General features: G+C 47.5%; 21 protein-coding genes. 13 read left to right on the top strand and 8 right to left on the bottom strand.

Annotation, left to right across the window (positions count from 1 at the left end; all coding sequences use genetic code 11):
- Positions 1-165: 165 nt before the first annotated feature.
- A complete protein-coding gene (locus EGV91_RS09515; RefSeq protein ID WP_158290598.1) occupies positions 166-1227 on the bottom strand; it encodes a ketopantoate reductase family protein in 1062 nt (353 codons plus the stop codon).
- An 82-nt stretch (positions 1228-1309) separates the two neighbouring features.
- Positions 1310-1810 carry a VOC family protein gene (locus tag EGV91_RS09510; RefSeq protein ID WP_135503032.1) on the bottom strand — a complete coding sequence of 167 codons (501 nt, stop codon included), beginning with the start codon at positions 1808-1810 and terminating at the stop codon, positions 1310-1312.
- Positions 1811-2216: 406 nt separating this feature from the next.
- Here EGV91_RS09510 and EGV91_RS09505 point away from each other — a divergent pair, with 406 nt between their 5' ends.
- The 5 genes from EGV91_RS09505 to EGV91_RS09485 all read left to right on the top strand — a co-directional run bounded on the left by EGV91_RS09505 (position 2217) and on the right by EGV91_RS09485 (position 6617).
- Positions 2217-2546 carry a hypothetical protein gene (locus tag EGV91_RS09505; RefSeq protein ID WP_135503029.1) on the top strand — a complete coding sequence of 110 codons (330 nt, stop codon included), beginning with the start codon at positions 2217-2219 and terminating at the stop codon, positions 2544-2546.
- Positions 2547-2823: 277 nt separating this feature from the next.
- Positions 2824-3438 carry a hypothetical protein gene (locus EGV91_RS09500; RefSeq protein WP_135503027.1) on the top strand — a complete coding sequence of 205 codons (615 nt, stop codon included), beginning with the start codon at positions 2824-2826 and terminating at the stop codon, positions 3436-3438.
- Positions 3439-3630: 192 nt separating this feature from the next.
- The gene (locus EGV91_RS09495; RefSeq protein ID WP_175580293.1) at positions 3631-4530 is read left to right on the top strand and encodes an oxidoreductase; all 900 of its coding nucleotides are present in this window, start codon (positions 3631-3633) and stop codon (positions 4528-4530) included.
- 159 nt (positions 4531-4689) lie between these two features.
- Positions 4690-5583: an oxidoreductase gene (locus tag EGV91_RS09490; RefSeq protein ID WP_135503021.1), complete on the top strand. Its 894-nt coding sequence runs from the start codon at positions 4690-4692 to the stop codon at positions 5581-5583.
- Positions 5584-5729: 146 nt separating this feature from the next.
- Positions 5730-6617: a fructose bisphosphate aldolase gene (locus EGV91_RS09485; protein WP_135503160.1), complete on the top strand. Its 888-nt coding sequence runs from the start codon at positions 5730-5732 to the stop codon at positions 6615-6617.
- A gap of 63 nt (positions 6618-6680) precedes the next feature.
- Here the strand turns inward: EGV91_RS09485 and EGV91_RS17225 are convergent, their stop codons facing one another.
- A complete protein-coding gene (locus EGV91_RS17225) occupies positions 6681-6818 on the bottom strand; it encodes a hypothetical protein (protein ID WP_175580292.1) in 138 nt (45 codons plus the stop codon).
- Between the two features lie 141 nt (positions 6819-6959).
- Between EGV91_RS17225 and EGV91_RS09480 the strand changes: the two genes are divergently transcribed.
- Both EGV91_RS09480 and EGV91_RS09475 read left to right on the top strand, forming a co-directional pair.
- A complete protein-coding gene (locus EGV91_RS09480) occupies positions 6960-7403 on the top strand; it encodes a BsuPI-related putative proteinase inhibitor (protein WP_135503019.1) in 444 nt (147 codons plus the stop codon).
- 105 nt (positions 7404-7508) lie between these two features.
- Positions 7509-8246, top strand: coding sequence for a YqcI/YcgG family protein (locus EGV91_RS09475; RefSeq protein WP_135503016.1), 738 nt, complete (start codon positions 7509-7511; stop codon positions 8244-8246).
- A gap of 49 nt (positions 8247-8295) precedes the next feature.
- Here the strand turns inward: EGV91_RS09475 and EGV91_RS09470 are convergent, their stop codons facing one another.
- Positions 8296-9510: an aminotransferase-like domain-containing protein gene (locus EGV91_RS09470; protein WP_135503014.1), complete on the bottom strand. Its 1215-nt coding sequence runs from the start codon at positions 9508-9510 to the stop codon at positions 8296-8298.
- Positions 9511-9921: 411 nt separating this feature from the next.
- Between EGV91_RS09470 and EGV91_RS09465 the strand changes: the two genes are divergently transcribed.
- Together EGV91_RS09465 and EGV91_RS09460 are read left to right on the top strand one after the other, a co-directional pair.
- Positions 9922-10476 carry a sigma-70 family RNA polymerase sigma factor gene (locus EGV91_RS09465; RefSeq protein WP_135503011.1) on the top strand — a complete coding sequence of 185 codons (555 nt, stop codon included), beginning with the start codon at positions 9922-9924 and terminating at the stop codon, positions 10474-10476.
- Positions 10473-11453 carry a DUF4179 domain-containing protein gene (locus EGV91_RS09460; RefSeq protein ID WP_135503009.1) on the top strand — a complete coding sequence of 327 codons (981 nt, stop codon included), beginning with the start codon at positions 10473-10475 and terminating at the stop codon, positions 11451-11453. Before EGV91_RS09465 ends, EGV91_RS09460 begins: the two co-directional genes overlap by 4 nt.
- A gap of 59 nt (positions 11454-11512) precedes the next feature.
- Here EGV91_RS09460 and EGV91_RS09455 read toward each other — a convergent pair whose 3' ends face one another.
- Positions 11513-12127, bottom strand: a complete 615-nt coding sequence (locus tag EGV91_RS09455) for a TetR/AcrR family transcriptional regulator (RefSeq protein ID WP_135503006.1) — start codon at positions 12125-12127, stop codon at positions 11513-11515.
- A gap of 162 nt (positions 12128-12289) precedes the next feature.
- On the opposite strand from EGV91_RS09455, the gene EGV91_RS09450 reads away from it, so the two are divergent.
- On the top strand, positions 12290-13072 hold the full coding sequence (locus EGV91_RS09450) for an SDR family oxidoreductase (RefSeq protein ID WP_135503004.1): 783 nt from the start codon (positions 12290-12292) through the stop codon (positions 13070-13072).
- A 126-nt stretch (positions 13073-13198) separates the two neighbouring features.
- Positions 13199-13705: a G/U mismatch-specific DNA glycosylase gene (mug, locus tag EGV91_RS09445; protein WP_135503001.1), complete on the top strand. Its 507-nt coding sequence runs from the start codon at positions 13199-13201 to the stop codon at positions 13703-13705.
- A gap of 965 nt (positions 13706-14670) precedes the next feature.
- Here the strand turns inward: mug and EGV91_RS09440 are convergent.
- Together EGV91_RS09440 and EGV91_RS09435 are read right to left on the bottom strand one after the other, a co-directional pair.
- Entirely contained in the window at positions 14671-15216 is a 546-nt protein-coding gene (locus tag EGV91_RS09440) for a DUF1697 domain-containing protein (protein ID WP_135502998.1), read from the bottom strand.
- Between the two features lie 31 nt (positions 15217-15247).
- A complete protein-coding gene (locus EGV91_RS09435; protein WP_135502995.1) occupies positions 15248-16201 on the bottom strand; it encodes an Abi family protein in 954 nt (317 codons plus the stop codon).
- Between the two features lie 226 nt (positions 16202-16427).
- Here EGV91_RS09435 and EGV91_RS09430 point away from each other — a divergent pair, with 226 nt between their 5' ends.
- On the top strand, positions 16428-16940 hold the full coding sequence (locus EGV91_RS09430) for a DUF2798 domain-containing protein (protein ID WP_135502992.1): 513 nt from the start codon (positions 16428-16430) through the stop codon (positions 16938-16940).
- Between the two features lie 139 nt (positions 16941-17079).
- Entirely contained in the window at positions 17080-17289 is a 210-nt protein-coding gene (locus tag EGV91_RS09425; protein WP_135502989.1) for a TM2 domain-containing protein, read from the top strand.
- A 109-nt stretch (positions 17290-17398) separates the two neighbouring features.
- Here EGV91_RS09425 and EGV91_RS09420 read toward each other — a convergent pair whose 3' ends face one another.
- On the bottom strand, positions 17399-17695 hold the full coding sequence (locus EGV91_RS09420; RefSeq protein WP_135502986.1) for a hypothetical protein: 297 nt from the start codon (positions 17693-17695) through the stop codon (positions 17399-17401).
- Between the last annotated feature and the right edge of the window lie 172 nt (positions 17696-17867).

Genomic DNA, 17867 nt, shown 5'->3' with positions numbered 1-17867 from the left:
AGAGTTCAGTTTTTTCTTGGCCATTAAATCGCTGCACACTCTAAAAGATTTCTTATTAGTTTTATTTAAAATACTTATTTGACATCAACATCACTTCTTCTGGATTTCCGCATTCAGCTAAAATAAGCCCGCTTCCCGGACCTGTGTCCTTGAAAGCGGGCTTATTTATTTTTTCATCGCTTTGTAAATACCGGCTGCTGCAACGGCTCCGAATGCAATGGCGTATACCCCTTTCCATTGGAGAGGGTATTCTTTCAAGCCGTAAGGCAACGGAGCTTTGTCCGTATAACTGTATCGGGACAGTATATCCAGCGCAGGCGTCTCCAAGCCGGCCGGTTCGATCAATTCGTAAAATTCGTCAGTCAGCTGCTTTACTTCGTCCGGCACGGATTTCAAGTGTCCCAAACTGTTTTCGAAGGTTTCGCTCCGTGCCAGTTTTGCGAGCATCAGCACAAGCAGCGGTTCTGGAATCATCTCAAATGCACGCAAGCCCGGCGGCGTAATCTCCACTCCTGCTTTACGCAATGCCCCGAACGATTCCCTCAGCGCTCGGATGCACAATACGCGGGCATCACGCGTCGCTGCAAAGCGCTCCAAATCGGTGTCGCATGCGTAGACGGCTTGCGCCAGCGTCGGCACAAGAAGCGCGACATGCGTTTTCAGCCAGTCGTCAATATCATCCCGGATCTCCACTTTAAAGCCGCGCATCGATTCCAGAACTGCCTTGACTTCAAGTGTTCTTGGAATGGTACGCCCATCGACTTCGCCGATTGGCAAGGTCCACTTGTGATGTTCGTCGACCGGCAGCATACGGATGGTATGCCCTTGCCGATAGCCTCCTGGAAATGGAAAACCGGAAACTACGCGCTCTTGCCCCAATGCACGAACCAGCCGATCTTGCCCTTCTGCATTATTCATCATGAACAGGAAAGTAGGCACTTTTTTATTCGCCGCGAGGGTTGGCAGAATTTCAATCACTTTGTTTTTCCGCATCGGTACGATGACAAGGTCGTAATACGCTTCCGGATCGAAGCTGTCGACAACCGGCACTTGTGTAACCGTAGTTTCCCCTGTTGCCGTATTTTCGATTACGATGCCGAAGCGTTTCAAGTCTTCTTGCCGTTCGCCGTGGTCAAGCACGGCGATATCGTGCCCGGCTTCCTTCAACCTTTCCGCAAACAAGCTGCCGAAAGGGCCAACGCCAAAAATCAGTATTTTCTTTGCCACGGAAATCACTCCTGTTAACAACGGATTCCATTTTACCGGCTGCAGTTCAACCTGACTAAAAATAGCCGCTCCTATTTACCCTTCATCCTTCAAATGCTTTCTGCAATTCCGCCAAGTCCAGCTTCTTCATCTCCAGCATCACCTTTGTGACCCGCTTTACCCGCTCAGGGTCCGAGTCTGCAAGCATGTCATCCAATTGGACTGGCGATACCTGCCAGGAAACGCCGAATTTGTCTTTCAGCCAGCCGCAATTCTGCGCTTCTTCGTCTCCCCCTACAGTCAACCTGTTCCAGTAATAGTCGATTTCCTCCTGTGATTCACAATTGATGATGAACGACACCGCTTCAGTGAATTTGAATGCAGAATCGCCATTGAGCGCAAGGAATTTCTGGCCTTCCAAGGTGAATTCAACGGTCAAGACGGTGCCTTCTGCCATGTGATGGATTTCAAATCCTTCTTGTGAATAATAAAGGATACGTCCGATGCTCGCGTTTTTGAAAATAGATACATAATAGCGGGCCGCTTCCTCCGCCACTTTCTCAAACCATAGATTGGCTACGATTTTCTGGATTCTTTGCTCCATTCCAATACCTTCTTTCGATTGGATTTAAGAGCGGCTATGTATTTTCACTTCCATTATACTATGCCTGTGAGTCAAATTGTTTATATTTATTTAAATATTCAAAAAACTGTAGTATTTTTTTGATTTAGGATGTATACTCACAACAGTTGATATCATATTTATATCATTTTACATTTTTTAAAATTTAATCTAATTTTTGGTTATGCTGTCTCGGACTATTGTTTTCTTTCAGCGCTTTTAGCGAGAATCACGAGAGAAATTCCAATATAAACGTTGCAGCTGCTTTATACAATGACACTGAAAGGGGTCCTTTCTCAAAAGTACATGCAGATGAAAAATCCAGTCTCTATGGAGCAGACAACCTAGACAATGGACAATAATCCAAATGGAATGGAGAGATCAACTTATGAAGAAATATCTTATGATTTTGATGGCCGTGCTCTTGGCATTCGGCTTCTCATCAACCGCTTTAGCCAGCGGTGGAGACCATGACCACGACAGAGACGGATACCATCATGACTACGATAAAGATAAAGACGACAAAAAGTACAATAGAGATGACGACGATAAAAAGAAATACAAAAAGCATAAAAAATTCAAAAACCATAAAAAACACGGATATTACCACAAACATTACACGAAACACGGAAAATCTTATTATCATTTCCACAAATACGGAAAACGCTATCACGACTGGGACGACCGTGATGACCGCGATCATCACGATCACCATTAACCAACAAAAAAGGAATGGACCTTTTCAGAGGCCTGTTCCTTTTTCCATCTCACGCAACCAATTATTTTTATTGAAATTAAAATGATTTAACATTCTAAATTATAGTATTTTTTTGATATTTGTACTATACTATTTACATGGAGTTACATACACAAGGAGGCGCATATGAAGAAAAATGAGTGGATTTTTGAGTAGCGGTCGACGTCTAGATACTCTGGCCCGTTTTAAAGTTCTTTGCTCAGCTAATAAAAATCTGCTTTTAAAGGAGAAATAGAAAATGAAGAAGTTTGCTATGATATTGATTACCCTTTTACTAGCATTCGGATTCACTTCTGTATCATTTGCACATGACGATCATCGGGGAGATGATTCTGAAAAAGTCACCTATCGCGATGGCGTCACGACAATTGTAAAAACGCATAAAGAAGTGACGCATGACAAAGTGGTCAAACGCGAAAAATCTTCTGAATATGTAACCGAGAAAAAATCCGAAAAATCCACTTATAACGAAGTCGATGTCAAAGTGACTAAAGAACACCATCCTCAACAAGACTGGTATCGCGAAGTGAAAACCAGCACAACGTACAAAGTGATTAAACGCGTCACTTGGGATGAAGTCACACGTTATGACACCATCAAAATTTTCACAACACCAGTGACAATTACGAAAACGACTGTCACTACGATCAAACATTACGGCAAACCAGGCAGCGGCGGCAAAGTTTTCTATAAAGACACTGAAGTTTACCGCGACAAAGAGTTTGGAAAAACTCAACGCAGAGTCGTGAAAGAAACACACGTTGAGAATAAAAATTATAAAACAACTTACAACAGAAAAGTGATTGACGTCGAAGTAAGCAAAGGCAAATGGATTAAAGGTGACCGCCACTGAATAACGGGGCTTTCCCAAAGTCATGGACAATGGCTTTTCGGGATAGCCCTTTTTCTATGTTTCCACATTCGCCTAACGCAGTTCCTAATAGCTTTGAAAAGCCCACTTCTTTTCTTCATTGTTCCGGCTTGGCTGACGTGATACGTTAGAACGAGCAGTACGCTGAATTTAGAGAACCGGGAGCTGATTTTTTTGAGACAGAAAAGTTTGAATGGAAAAACCGCCATCATCACCGGCGCAAATAGCGGAATCGGCTTTGAAGCTGCCAAAGAGTTGGCCGGAAGCGGCGCACACGTCATATTAGCGGTGCGCAACATGGAAAAAGGCTTGAAGGCCAGAAGGGCGATCATTGCCGAAACGACCCATGCGGAAATCGAAGTGATGCCTCTGGATGTCGCAGACTTGGAAAACATCCGCTTTTTCAGCGAACAAATCAAGAGCCGGCTCCTTTCGCTCGACTTGCTGATCAATAACGCGGGCGTCATGATGCCGCCTTATTCCAAAACAAAAGACGGCTTCGAGCTGCAGTTCGGCGGAAACCACCTTGGCCATTTCGCTCTGGCCGGCCATTTGCTGCCGCTCCTTGAGAAAACACCTGGCTCGCGCATCGTCACCATCGGCAGCCTCGCCCACAACCGTGGCTCAATCGACTTCGACAACCTTGATGGCTCAAAAGGCTATAAAGCGAAAAAGTTCTATAACCAAAGCAAGCTTGCCAATATGCTTTTTGCGATGGAACTGGATAGGCGCCTCAAGCGCAACGGCTTCCAAACCATCAGCGTCGCTTGCCATCCGGGTATTTCGGCAACGAACATCTTCAAGGTTGGCAAATGGGATGCGCCGAAAGCGCTGCGCAATTACGCCAACCGCTTCTTGCAGCCGCCGCACATGGGAGCGCTCGCGACTGTCCATGCAGCCACGGACGAAGGATTGACCGGCGGCGAATACATCGGACCTGATGGCAAAGGCGCAAAAAAAGGTTTCCCTGCCTTGGAACTTCCCCACCCTTCCGCGTTGGATGAAGCAGTTGCCCGCAAGCTATGGGACGTGTCTGAACAATTGACTGGCGTAAAGTTTGATTTTACGAAATAAAATGGATCCATCTCGAAAAAGAGCTGCCTTAAATTTTACGGCAGCTTTTTTGCGCCCTAGCAGAATCGCGAAGTTTAAACAAAAGCCGTTCTGTTTGTTCCTGCCTGAAACTAATGATACGTTTAAGGAAATCAATCTACCCTTTCAGGAGTTGAAATCATGGAACAACATTCATTGTACGGAAAGACGTCCATCATCACCGGTGCCAATAGCGGTATCGGCCTCGAAACGGCAACCACCTTTGCCGAACAGGGTGCCCGAGTCGTCATGGCGGTACGCAATATAGAAAAAGGTTATGCGGCACGCGATTTGATCAAAAAGGACCATCCCCATGCGGAGGTTGAAGTCATGGAACTCGACCTGGCAGACCTCGACAGCATCCGCTTTTTCGCGGAACGCTTTCAGGACAAATTCCCTTCGCTCGACCTGTTGATCAATAACGCAGGCGTCATGACGCCGCCTTATGCCAAAACGAAAGACGGCTTCGAGCTCCAATTCGGCAGCAACCACTTGGGGCATTTCGCATTGACCGGACATTTGCTGCCGCTCCTTTCGGCTACTCCCGATTCACGTGTGGTCACCGTCAGCAGCCTCGCGCATAAAGGAGCAGATATCTTCTTCGACAACCTCGACGGCACAAGCGGCTATAAGGCAATGAAATTTTACGGACAAAGCAAGCTTGCCAATCTGATGTTTGCGCAAGAACTCGATGAACGCTTGAAGCAGCATGGCCAATCGACAATGAGCATCGCTTGCCATCCAGGAATTTCCGCTACCAATCTGTTCAAGTTCGGCGGCAAAGATGCGCCGAACTTCATGAAAGGGATTTTGTATAAATTCCTTCAGCCTGCCGACATGGGCGCATTGCCGACAATTTTTGCTGCCACGTCCCCTTCCCTGAAAGGCGGCGAATACATCGGCCCCGACGGCAAAGGCCAGCGCAAAGGATATCCGGCAATCGACACGCCTCATCCGGCCACGTCCAACAAAGCCGTTTCACTTAAACTCTGGAACGTCTCTGAACAATTGACAGGCGTGACGTTCAATTTTTAACTAACCGCTTATCCGCCCTTTCAATGAAAAAGTAATAGCTTTCAGAATTATTTTGAATAATCCATTATTAATTGTTAAACTATTCAATGAAAGGCTTTCTGTTAGTTTAAATTTTCACGATAAAATTTATCTAAGGAGCTGGGATGATGAATCAAGAACAATTCGAACGTGTGAAAAATGGCAAAGGCTTTGTGGCTGCACTCGACCAAAGCGGCGGGAGTACACCAAAAGCGCTGAAGCTTTACGGAGTTTCAGAAGACCAATATTCAAATGAAGATGAAATGTACGACTTGATCCATGAAATGCGGACGCGTGTCATGACCGCCCCTTCCTTCAATTCCGACTCGATTCTGGGTGCGATCCTGTTCGAACAGACCATGGACCGAGAAGTCGAAGGCAAATATACGGCGGATTATTTATGGGAAGAAAAAGGCGTTGTGCCGTTCCTGAAAGTCGACAAAGGCCTCGCAGACGAAATGGACGGCGTTCAATTGATGAAAGAGATGCCGAATCTTGATGACTTGCTGAAGCGGGCAAACGAACGCCATATTTTCGGCACGAAGATGCGCTCGGTCATCAAAGAGCCGAATCCAGCGGGCATCCGCAAAGTCGTCGAGCAGCAATTCGAAGTGGCCAAGCAAATTATGGCTGCCGGACTGGTGCCGATCATCGAGCCGGAAGTCGATATCCACAGCCAAGACAAAGAAAAATCCGAAGAGTTGTTGAAGCAGGAACTGCTGAATCTGCTCGATTCCCTGGGCGAGGATGAAAACGTCATGTTGAAACTGACGATCCCAACCGTCAATAACTTCTATAAGGAATTGATTGACCATCCGCGCGTCATCCGTGTGGTTGCGCTGTCCGGCGGCTATCCGCGCAAAGAAGCCAACGAAAAATTGGCCGCTAATAATGGCCTGATTGCCAGTTTCTCCCGCGGCTTATCCGAAGGCGTCAGCGCCAGCCAATCCGAAGAAGAATTCAACGCATCCATCGCGGATTCCATCCAGACAATTTACGAAGCGTCGATTACTTAAGCTGCGCATTCATTAAAAAAAGGCGATTCCGCTTTGTGCGGAATCGTCTTTTCTGTCTTACTATTACTTGGTGAACAAATAAATGATGTACAGCGGCACGAGGACAATCGCCATGTACTTCAGCAAATACAGCGAACTGGTGGATAAGCATTTCATCTTCGATATCAATGCATCTTTAAAATCTCTTGCAATTGTGGGCATAGTGTCTGCCTCCTTCAATAGGTAAGATTAGTATAATGCAGCAGCCGCTTCAATGGTAATTTGCTGTTTCTTCATGGCATTGTAACTTTTATCCACATTCAACGGTCTAACTTGTAAATCGCTTTATAAGGAGAGAAAACCATGCGGACATGGACAATTTTATTGCTCGCCGTGCTGGCACTTTTGCTTGGCGCTTGCGGCACACCAGAAGAAGGCACAAATGGAGAAAAATCAGAAGGAGGCAATGAAGGCGAAATGGCCGCAACACTCGTAAAATCAGATCTTGGCTACCGCTATACCCTCAAAAACGGCACAAATGAAGCAGTGACGTTCAACTTTACAAGCAGCCAGCGCTTCGATTTCGCGCTTTATAACGAAGCGGATGAACAGGTATTCCTGCATTCTTCAGTCAGCGCATATGCCCAGGTGCTCGGTGAGGAAACAGCCCCAGCCGGCGGTGAACTGGTCTATGAGCTGGAGGTCCCGCCGCTTGAGCTTGAGCCCGGCACCTATAAAATCGAAGCCTGGTTCACACCGCAGCAAGGACCCGCTTATCCAGCAGAGAATGAGTACGTAGTAGAATAAGCAATCACACCATTTGATCAAATAAAGCGATTGCCCTAGTTTCATCTATGCGCCGACAGGGAAATTCCCTTAGAGAGAGTTATTTACTTAATTGGAGGAATTTCAGTGAACTTGACGACGCATGCTTTATTGACAAAAGAGGATTTCCAAACCCGTACCGATTTGCCGGAATGGCTGTTGAACGAATACCAGACTTTCCACAACACGGTCACCGACAAGACCTTCCCCTGCTATTTCGGGATGAGCGGCGAATTGAAAGGCGAACTGCGCTACGCGTATGTGACGCAGGATGATTGGAGCAATTTGCCGGCAGCGGTGTCCAGTTTCCTGGAATTGTTCGATGATCCGAAACACAAACGCCACGGCCTGTTCGTCTTTGTTGAGCCGTTTGAAACCGAAGGCTCGATCGAAGATTACCGCAAGCAGTTCTGGGAGCTGCTGCAGTATATGCACGATGTCGACAAAACCGAATGGCCGCTCGAGGCGCCGCGCGACCCGGACCATTATTTATGGGACTTCACGTTCGACGGCGAACCGATTTTCGTCTTCGGCAACACTCCTGCCTATAAGCAGCGCAAGACCCGCCACCTTGGCAATGCCATGGTGCTGGGCTTCCAGCCGCGCCGCATCTTCGAAGGCCTGAAAGGGACGGAAAAAGGCGGCGTCATGTCACGCGAGAAAGTCCGTGCACGCGTTGAAGCGTGGGACCATCTGCCGACGCATCCGGACATCAGCCATTTCGGCGACCCGACGCATAACGAATGGAAGCAATTCTTCATCGGCGACGACAGCGAGCCGATCCAAGGCAAATGCCCGTTCACCCATAAGGAAATGAAAAAATGAAAAAAGAGAGCGATCCCTCGAGGATGGCTCTCTTTTGTGCATTCAGGTTTTATTCGCCTTGTGGCTCGTCCTGCGGCAAGTTTGCGCCGACCACTTCCGCCAATTTGCGCACCCCTTCGACAATCGCTTCCGCGTCGGCGTAGCTGAATGACAGCCGCAAGTATTCGCAGTGCTCCTGGTCCAAATGGAAATGCTTGCCCGGAACGTATGATACGCCGGCAGCCAATGCCTGCGGCAGCATGTCCGCTGTATCAATGCCCGGCAGCTGCAGCCACATGAAGTAGCCGCCTTCGGGTGCGTACCATGTCACTGACGGCGGCATGAATTGCTCAAGCGCCTGGAGCATAGCCATGCTTTTCGCTCGATAGGCGTTTGTCAACGACGCCAAATGCGCGTCGAAATCCGTGGCTTCCAAGAATGACGCCATGACCGACTGCGCGAATGGATGGTTCAGGTCTTTCTTGAACCATCCTAAGGTACTGACCAACTCCGCGCCGCCCGCCACCCAGCCAATGCGCATGCCCGGCGCGACAACTTTTGACAGCGATCCGATGTGGATGACACGGTTATTGCCGCCGTCCATCGCTTTCAGCAGCTTGGGTGCTTCGGCAAAAGCCAGTTCGCCGTATGCATCGTCCTCTAAGATAAGAAAATCGAATTCTTCGGCAAGCACAAGCAGATGCTCCCGGCGTTCAGGCGTCAATGTCGTGCCTGTCGGATTCTGCGAGGTCGGAATCGTGTAGAAGATGCGCGGCAGCGTAAGCCCCTCGCGTTTGCGGTTCGCCAGCATTTCAGCAAATCTGTCGGTATCCATGCCCTTCGCGTCAACGGGGATGTTCATGAAATGCTCCGTGTAATTCCGGAACACCTCCAGCGCTTCCATATAGGTCGGCGACTCGAGTGCAACGACTGCCTTATCGTCCAGCAAGACGCGCGAAATGAGGTCGATCGCCTGGCACGCCCCTGAAGTCACAAGCAGCTCCTCGTCCATCAGCTCCACGCCGCGCTTTGCCATCCGCTGGCGGATGGCTTCTTTCAATTGTGGAATCCGCGGACTGCCGATGTATTGCAGCGGCAGGTCCTGTTCTTCATCGAGCAGCCGGATCGTCGCCGATTTGATGGCTTCGGCTGGGACTAGTACCGGCTCCGGATAGCCCGAGCTCAATCGGATGCAGCCTTCAGGCAATGCCAGCAGCCACTGGCCCGGCGGATCGTTTTTGAAGGCCAGGCTGATATCTTTTGAAAACGGGAATTTTCGCGTCATAAGGTCGTGCCCCTTTCGTTGTCCAGTTTGCTTTGTTTCCATTCTACAGATTGTTGGACGCTTTGAATATCGCGAGCTGACATTCGACCAGCGAATTGGTTAAACAGCAATCGGCATTCCGCCTTGTCGGAATGCCTTCTTTTACGATTGCGGGAGCTTTCGCTGCAGCGAAAGGCTTTTCATATTGTGCTTTTGAACTTTGGACGATGCTTATTTTGCTAGTGCCGGTTAATTTTCTGGCAGTTCATGTTAACGTTGGATGAGTTCATGTTAAAGTGAAAACAATTCATGTTGACACGAGATTCGTTCATGTTAACGCCGAAACAGTACTTGTTAAAATTTATATAGAGTGCGCGAGATTTTATTCGCCCCTATCGTTGTATACAGTAACAAAGGAAAGGAGGGGTTCCGGTGGAGGATTTCATCGCTCGATTGAAGCGGCAAGACGAAGCGGCGCTCAACTACATGATCGATACATACATGCCGTTTTTGAAAGGGATTTGCCAGCACATCCTTTTGAAGAGCTGTGGCCGCCAAGCTGCGGAAGAATGCCTGAACGATGTGTTCATGACCATTTGGCAGCGGGCGAAGCAATTTGACGGCGATGCCGGCGATTTCCGGAAATGGGCCGGCATGGTGGCGAAATACAAAGCAATCGACAGCTACAGACGGCACATGAAGAGGCTGGAACGCGAGTCGGTCACTGATGATGTGCGGACTGCAGGCATTTCCAATAACACAGAAGAAATGGTGCTTGATAAAGAAGCGCGGGATGAAGTGCTGGCTGGGCTCCATAGTTTACCGGAAGCGGACCGCGATTTGTTCTTGATGAAATACTTCCTCGGTTTGCCGAACGCAGAAATTGCCGAATCCCTCGGCATCACCGTATCCGCGGTCGATAACCGGCTGTACCGCGGGAAACGGAAATTAGCGGCCTTATTTGGCGGAAAGGAGCGGTTTACATGAGCGATTTAAACAAGTGGCTGACAACGAATATTGAAGACATCCCGGAGGCGGATGTGTCGGAATTTGAAAAGAAACAACTGAAAAAGCGCATTCTTGGACAGCGCCGCAAATCGCCTTGGCTGAAAAACGTGGCGCTTGCCGCAGGTATTGCCGTCGCTGTTTCTACCACTGCCTTCGCCGCGTTCCCTTCCCTGGCATCTCAAATTCCGATTCTGCAAGACATCGTTTCCTATTTCGACGGCGACGAACTCATTTTCAACCATTTCAGCGAAGTGGCGCAGCCGATTGGCTTGGAAGAAACGAGCAATGGTGCCACAATAACCATTGAAGAAGCGGTTTACGACGGCACCTCGGTGACAGTCGCTTTCGCTTTGCAGACAACAACCGATCTTGGCGAGTTCCCGAATGCAGATGGATTGCTGGAAGCACCTTGGACACGCGGTTCCGGCTCTGTCACTTCGATGAACAAAGTGAACGATACGACGTATGCTGGCATGCTGACCATGGCCCCGAATTTCCTGTGGAAAGCGCCGCAAACCATCAAGCTTAAGTGGGCGCCCGAATCGTTCACCGATATGGAAACCGGCGCAAAAGTCGAAGGCGACTGGGAATTCACTTTCAACTTGAATGCCCTCAACAGCGTAAAAGTTCCAGTCAATCAAACCGTCGATTTTGAAGGCGGCTCGTATAAGCTGGACGAACTGCGCCTGACCAAGTTATCAACGGTGCTGGCGATGCACAAAAAAGACATTGATGAAGACCGGTACATCACCGATTGGCAGCTTGTGGACGATCTGGGCAATATCTATCCGATGCATTTCGGCACGGGCAATGAATCTCAATTACAGTTCACGTTCGAAACTCTGGATCCGCAAGCTTCTTCCATCCGAATCGAGCCGTTGATCAAGCGCATCGAACATGCCGAAGATGACGGCGTACCGATTGAAGCAACCATTATCCACGTCGACTTGCGTTGACGCAAAATCCCCTCCCGCTTCAGCAGCCGGAGGGGATTTTTTGATAGTCCACAATATTATTACGCCCGGGAATCACTTGGCTCAATGGTGAAGCCATTGGCAAATGCCTGCAAGATGCCGATCAGCAATTGCGTGATTTCCGCCGGCGACTGCTGGTAGCCATTGCGTGCCCAGTCGAGGATGATGCCCGTGGTGCCGTGGGCCATGTACATCTTAAACTGGGACGAATTGATGTCGTGGCTGCCGATTGCGCTGAACGTGAAATTCTCGTCGAGCATTTCGAAAATCGCCTTCGGCAAATCCTGGTACAGCCCTGGAATCGTGTCTTCCTTCAAATACAGATTGAAAAAAGAACGATTGTCGTAGATGAAACTCACGAGCTCGAACGATTCCGCATCCATCTGCCGGACATCGACCCGTTTCCCCGGCTGGTAGCGTTCCATGCCGGTCCGCTTCACCTGCTCGAACATTTCTCGCTTGAGGTCTTCCGTGATATCCGGTTTGTCCAAATAATGCAGGTAAAACGTCGCCCGGTTGTATTGCGCCCGTTCCACAATATCCGTGACAGACACATGGCTCAAGCCTTTTTCATTGATCAAATGGACAAAAGCCTGTTTCAATTGATGTTTTGTCCGTTCATTTTGCGGGGTGTTTTTTCGTTTATTTTCCATCATTGCCTCTGCCTCCAATGAAAAAATCGACACTTTATGCAGAATTGTCGATTTTTTCGACAACTGCTGTTTTTCTACTGATTGAGCCTGCTTTTGCAACCGGTTACACTTAATAAGTACATTACTTACAGTTTAGCATACCAACAAATAGAGGAGAGATTCAGAATGATCGATTTCACAGACAAAGTTGTATTGATTACAGGCGGCGGTTCAGGACTTGGGCGCGCAGCAGCGCTATCCATCGCCAAACAAGGCGCAAAACTGGTGCTTGTTGATATGAACAAAGCATCGCTGGAAGAAACGAAAAACGAAGTGCTTCAAGCATCTCCTGAAGCGGCGATCGAATTGTTCGAGGCAAACGTCACGAATGAAGAAGAAGTGAAAAATTACGTCCAATTCACAGTCGATACATTCGGTAAAATCGACGGTTTCTTCAACAACGCCGGCATCGAAGGCAAACAGAACCTCACGGAAAACTACGGCTCTGATGAATTCGAAAAAGTCATCAGCGTCAACTTGAATGGCGTCTTCTACGGCATGAAACATGTCTTGAAAGTCATGAAAGAACAAGGCTCCGGCTCGATCGTCAACACCGCTTCAGTCGGCGGCATCCGCGGCGTCGGCAACCAATCCGGCTACGCGGCAAGCAAGCACGGCGTGGTCGGCTTGACCCGCAACTCGGGTGTTGAATACGGCGAGTTCGGCATCAGCATCAACGCCATCGCACCAGGCGCCATCATGACGCCAATGGTCGAAGGTTCGCTTAAGCAAATCGGCGGCGACGATTGGGAAGCGGTCGGCAAAGAGTTCGTCAGCGTCAACCCGATGAAACGCTTCGGCAAACCGGAAGAAGTCGGCAACCTGGTCGCATTCCTGCTGTCAGACAGCTCACGCTTCATCAACGCTTCGGTCATCAACATCGACGGTGGCCAATCATACAAATACTGATTTTTTCATTAAACGATTCCCCCAGTTACATGGGGAATCGTTTTTTCTTTGGCTTCTCCGAATGTGTATGGATGAATAAAAAAGGGAAACTTCGTTATACTGTTCTTAGAGTAAGGAGTGACCATTATGCACCTAGAACCCATACCCGACCATCTTGAGGTGGGATTGAAAATCCTGTTTGTCGGCTTTAACCCGAGCATCCGCTCATCTGAAACCGGCTATCATTACGCGAACCCGACAAACCGTTTTTGGAAAATCCTCCACGAAGCCGGTTTGACGCCTAGAAAATTCGCGCCGCACGAAAACCAGGAATTGCTTGAACTCGGTTTCGGCCTGACAAATATCGTCGAGCGCCCAACCCGCGAAGCTGCGGATATTTCAAAAGAGGAATACGCAGAAGGCGCCGTCTTGCTGCGCGAGAAAATCGAAGCGTACCAGCCGAATGCCGTGTGCTTTGTCGGCAAAGGCGTCTACAAGGAATATAGTCGAAAGCGCAAAATCGGTTGGGGTGTCCAAGAAGATCCCGTCGTTACTGGAACGATTGAATTTGTCGCTCCTTCATCAAGCGGTTTGGTGCGGATCCCACTCGATGATATTGTGGATGTGTATCGAGCGTTGAACAAGTACCTTTAGATCTTTTACATCTGGTTCATGCGTTTATTTTGTTCATGCAAAGACCCTCAACAAGCTTTCAAAGCGTGTTGGGGGTCTTTGGTTTTTTTATGATAACTTCTGTTACGTTCTAATGTGTAATTAAATTATTATGACTGTTTTAAATAAAGACCATAATCCCCATTTTGTTGTGAATTAATTACGAAACCCTCAACAATAGAGCTTAAAATAAGTTTGTATAAATAAGATATAAAAGCCCGATTACCGGAACAGCAAATACAATCGTTAAAATAGCACTCTTCGTATCCAAATATTTCTTTTCGAAGTAAACTTTTACGATCACCAAAAATATCCACATAGAGAATAAAATAATCTTTAGGTAGTAGAATATACTGAAAATGGAAGGTATATTATCCACCATTACGAAAAAGGCCATAAAAGTAATGAAAGGATGCAACAACGGCACCGCACAGATGAGCAGAACACTTCGCACTATCTTAACAGCTCGACCAATCATTGATGCGGGAGTCCCACTAATCGTTCCTAACTGCATCTTTCTCCTTATTCCGAATTCAATTATAGTTAGCAGAAGTATAAATAAGTAAATGTAAATGTAAATAAAATTATCCATTTCATAATCCAACATATCGAAATCTAACATCCATTTTATTCCTCCTAGATTTTTCTTATAAGAAAATCTTTCTCTACAAATATTCTTCGCCCATATTGTAGCATGGGTGTTAATCGATAGTTATTCCTTTAAAAAAAACGTTGTCCTTTATCGCTATTCAAATGGCGTTTTACCTGTTAAAGAAAATGCAGGTGAATTCAACTAAAAGAAAATTTTTTCGAGACTAGTTATAGCCCCCCCTTTTAAAAGAAAACTTCGAAAAATAAAACCTTTGCCATAACAGAGCAAAGGTTTTATTTCGTATATATATAAGGACGCAATTGTATCTATCTTACAAGCAAAAAAGTCACATAGCTCACTCTTCCATATCCCGCATCAGTCCATAGATTTTCCGCACCGAGTTCACATTGCGGATCGTTACGAGCTTGTAGAGTTTGGTGCCGACAATCTTGGCCATGCCACTTTTCGTCACCTTGTCGCGGTCGACTGACCAGAGAATCGCCCCTGGCACATATTGCGCGCGGTCCACTTCCGGTTTTAAGGGCAATTGCTCGAGCACGGCTTCGTCATCGGCTTCTTCCCATAAAAACAATACATCGCTTTTCAGCTGATCGTCATTCGTCCATTCTGCTGGAACCGCTTCAGCAATGCGCGAATACTCATCAATCGTGTACACCAGCACTTTGATGCGCAAACCGAAATGGGCGAAGATCGCCTCTTCCAAAACAGCCATGACTTGCTGTTTCGTCCGGGCCGCGTCTTTAAAAACGATGTTGCCCGAATTGATATACGTTTTGACATCAGTCATGCCCGCCTCTTCAAAAACCTGCTTGAGTTCTTTCATATTGACCTTGTTATTGCCTCCGACGTTAATCCCTCTGAGCAACGCAGCGTATATCACGGACATCATCTCCTATTCAAAGAATGGTCATTCAATTTTCACGGAATCCGGTATCCCGCATGATTTCCCCGTAAGCACGTCTTGGCAGCTCCACCTTCAAATCTGCCATCAAGCGCTCCAGTTCATTCGTAAAAACGATGTATTCCTCTTTTGCCAGCAACAGCCGCAGCAAGCTTGCCATTGAAGACACTGTGCCTTTCCCGAGGCTGCCGCTTTCCAAGCGCAGCATCGCTTCGACGCCGGCCAGTTTTTCCGGATGCGTGAGGCGGAATCGGTACAGCACTTCCTCGTGCGCAGACTTATTGCGGTACGGGAACACCAAGCGCAAAATCGCATCAAGCTCTTCCGCCTGCAGCTGGGCCGGTTCGTAATCCTCACTGAATTCTTCTGCGATGTCGCGTGCAATCCGCTCCCGCAGCTCATCGTCAATGACGGAATAAAAATTTGAAATCTGCCCGAGCGACAGGAAATTGACCAGCACCCAAAGCGGCACATTCTTGTGTTTGTCATAGAATTCACGAATAGCGGGATACCTCACCCGGTCCCGCTTCTTATGGCTCTTGATCAGATTCGCCAGCGTCGAAATGATGCGGTCGCGCTCATGGTGCCGCTCAGCTTCCGGACTGTAATTCGTCGATTCCAGAAAACTGTCCGTCGCTTGAAATTTTTCCGAAAACCGGTACGCCACTTTCGATTTAATATTCTTTTCGAATTTCAGCAGTTCATTGAGCATCAGCATCCTAAGCTCCCGGTCGAAGCGGTACAGCGCGTAGACATGCCCGAACTCTGTACTCGCCGCGTAGCGTTCTAGGCCATACGGGTTCAGCCGTTCATCCCGCTCCAAGAACGGCTCTTTATAGCCGTCGATCAGTGCGTAATAATTTTCGCGCGCCAAAATCCGTTTCGCCGCCGCCTCGTCCGCTACGATCATCCCGCGCTGGCGCAGGATTTGAATCTGTTCATCGTGCGATGCAAAAACCTTCATTCTTCTCATCCTTATCTGTCGTTCTTATCCTCTACTGTAAGCTACCAAAGGCTTTTTAGAAACCTTTTACACGAATAAAACCGACACATTTCAGACACTTACATGAAGAGTAATGGATTTGCTATAGTTACTTGCAGCCTTGAAAGTACCGTGTTCCCTGCCAGTTCCCACTGCAATTTCCCGCGTATAGATAGGCCAGTCCAAGCACGTTGAAAGGAAGATTTCCATGCATTCAGAAAAACGATTGCCGCAAAACGCCAAAGAAGGCCTTCTTTACGGCGCACTCATCTCCACCATGACCGTCTTGTTCATGACATCTTACAGCGTCATTCTTTTCGCAGGCGGCTTTAACCAGGATATCGCATTGAGCATCCTGAAGACATTGCCGATTATGTGGATCATCGTTATGATCATCGAGCCCGCCATTTTCGGCCGCCTCGCTGAAGCATTGACTGCAAAATTCACCAAGCCGACCGACAGCTTCAACGCCAAAATCCTGTACCGCATCCTCTTTACGGTGCTCGGCATGTCCGCAGCGATGACATTCATCGGCGACCTTGTCGCAAATGGCTTCCACAGCGTAATATTTTCAAATTGGCTGACAAACTGGCCACGCAACTTCCTCATCGTCCTGATCGCCGAAAGCCTGGTCATCCAACCCATTGCCCGCTTCGCCATGGTGAAATTGCACGAGTCGCAAAACAAAAAAGCACTAGCTTCAAAAATCACCTTACACTGAGGTCCATTACCCAAACAACTTGAAAATCCGCTTCCAGGAAGATTTTATTCTTCAGAAGCGGATTTTCTTGCGTTATAAAAAGAGATTAACTTTCAGTATGGAGGGAAAACAAGGACAAAGACTGAAAGGATGATCGGACATGAAAAACAAAACAGTTGCAGGCCTCCTCGGCATTTTCCTCGGGGATTTCGGCATCCATAAATTCTATTTAGGCAAGCCCGGAATGGGCCTCCTGTATCTGCTTTTCTCTTGGACAGCGATTCCTGCAGTAATCGGCTTTATTGAAGGCGTCATGTATCTCTTGTCTTCAGAAAAAGATTTCCAAGCAAAGCACGGCAAACGTTATTAAGATTTTCTTAAGCATGCACCCGCTCACAAGCGGCGTGCATGCTTTTTCCGTTTCCAGCCAATAAAAAAATGCCGCAATCGCTCGCAACATTCCGACAGATAAAACTTAGTTAAATGAAATAGCTTTGGTAATGGATGAACGTTGCCACAGATGCGACTAAAAAGTAGGTGCCAGCAGCAAACAGCGGAATTTTTCCGAACTTCGCGTGGCGTTCCCCTTCCACTTCGATAAACGGATTGGCATTGAAAGCATCGCTTAGCGGGTTATTCGGAGCCGTGATTAAGATTCCCAACAATCCGAATGCGAACGCGATATCAATGATTTGAATTTGGAATACATATGAAACACCAATATTGAGCAACAATAGAATGGTAATAGTTGTTAAAAAGGTAATTAATTTGACCATGAGTATTTCCTCCTATTTCAATCTAAAAAGAGCATAGCAAGCTTAAACATTTTATGCAATAAGTTTTTCAAAGTCCGAGGCACCCTTGGCTAGCCGCATCTAAAAAATTTTCAGCCTATTGAAACTTTTAGATCAGAAATAGCGTAATATTAAGACAGGAAATAACTTACAG

Origin of the sequence: Planococcus koreensis (assembly GCF_004761975.1) — a bacterium.
GTDB classification, from domain to species: Bacteria; Bacillota; Bacilli; order Bacillales_A; family Planococcaceae; genus Planococcus; species Planococcus koreensis.
This window is presented reverse-complemented; position numbering and strand designations above follow the sequence as displayed.

What these genes read in the sequence shown, in the direction of transcription:
- EGV91_RS09510 (WP_135503032.1), bottom strand. Translation starts at nt 1,810, where the DNA reads ATGGAGCAAAGAATCCAGAAAATCGTAGCCAATCTATGGTTTGAGAAA.
- EGV91_RS09505 (WP_135503029.1), top strand. Translation starts at nt 2,217, where the DNA reads ATGAAGAAATATCTTATGATTTTGATGGCCGTGCTCTTGGCATTCGGC.
- EGV91_RS09500 (WP_135503027.1), top strand. Translation starts at nt 2,824, where the DNA reads ATGAAGAAGTTTGCTATGATATTGATTACCCTTTTACTAGCATTCGGA.
- EGV91_RS09490 (WP_135503021.1), top strand. Translation starts at nt 4,690, where the DNA reads ATGGAACAACATTCATTGTACGGAAAGACGTCCATCATCACCGGTGCC.
- EGV91_RS09485 (WP_135503160.1), top strand. Translation starts at nt 5,730, where the DNA reads ATGAATCAAGAACAATTCGAACGTGTGAAAAATGGCAAAGGCTTTGTG.
- EGV91_RS17225 (WP_175580292.1), bottom strand. Translation starts at nt 6,818, where the DNA reads ATGCCCACAATTGCAAGAGATTTTAAAGATGCATTGATATCGAAGATG.
- EGV91_RS09480 (WP_135503019.1), top strand. Translation starts at nt 6,960, where the DNA reads ATGCGGACATGGACAATTTTATTGCTCGCCGTGCTGGCACTTTTGCTT.
- EGV91_RS09470 (WP_135503014.1), bottom strand. Translation starts at nt 9,510, where the DNA reads ATGACGCGAAAATTCCCGTTTTCAAAAGATATCAGCCTGGCCTTCAAA.
- EGV91_RS09460 (WP_135503009.1), top strand. Translation starts at nt 10,473, where the DNA reads ATGAGCGATTTAAACAAGTGGCTGACAACGAATATTGAAGACATCCCG.
- EGV91_RS09455 (WP_135503006.1), bottom strand. Translation starts at nt 12,127, where the DNA reads ATGATGGAAAATAAACGAAAAAACACCCCGCAAAATGAACGGACAAAA.
- EGV91_RS09450 (WP_135503004.1), top strand. Translation starts at nt 12,290, where the DNA reads ATGATCGATTTCACAGACAAAGTTGTATTGATTACAGGCGGCGGTTCA.
- mug (WP_135503001.1), top strand. Translation starts at nt 13,199, where the DNA reads ATGCACCTAGAACCCATACCCGACCATCTTGAGGTGGGATTGAAAATC.
- EGV91_RS09435 (WP_135502995.1), bottom strand. Translation starts at nt 16,201, where the DNA reads ATGAAGGTTTTTGCATCGCACGATGAACAGATTCAAATCCTGCGCCAG.
- EGV91_RS09430 (WP_135502992.1), top strand. Translation starts at nt 16,428, where the DNA reads ATGCATTCAGAAAAACGATTGCCGCAAAACGCCAAAGAAGGCCTTCTT.
- EGV91_RS09425 (WP_135502989.1), top strand. Translation starts at nt 17,080, where the DNA reads ATGAAAAACAAAACAGTTGCAGGCCTCCTCGGCATTTTCCTCGGGGAT.
- EGV91_RS09420 (WP_135502986.1), bottom strand. Translation starts at nt 17,695, where the DNA reads ATGGTCAAATTAATTACCTTTTTAACAACTATTACCATTCTATTGTTG.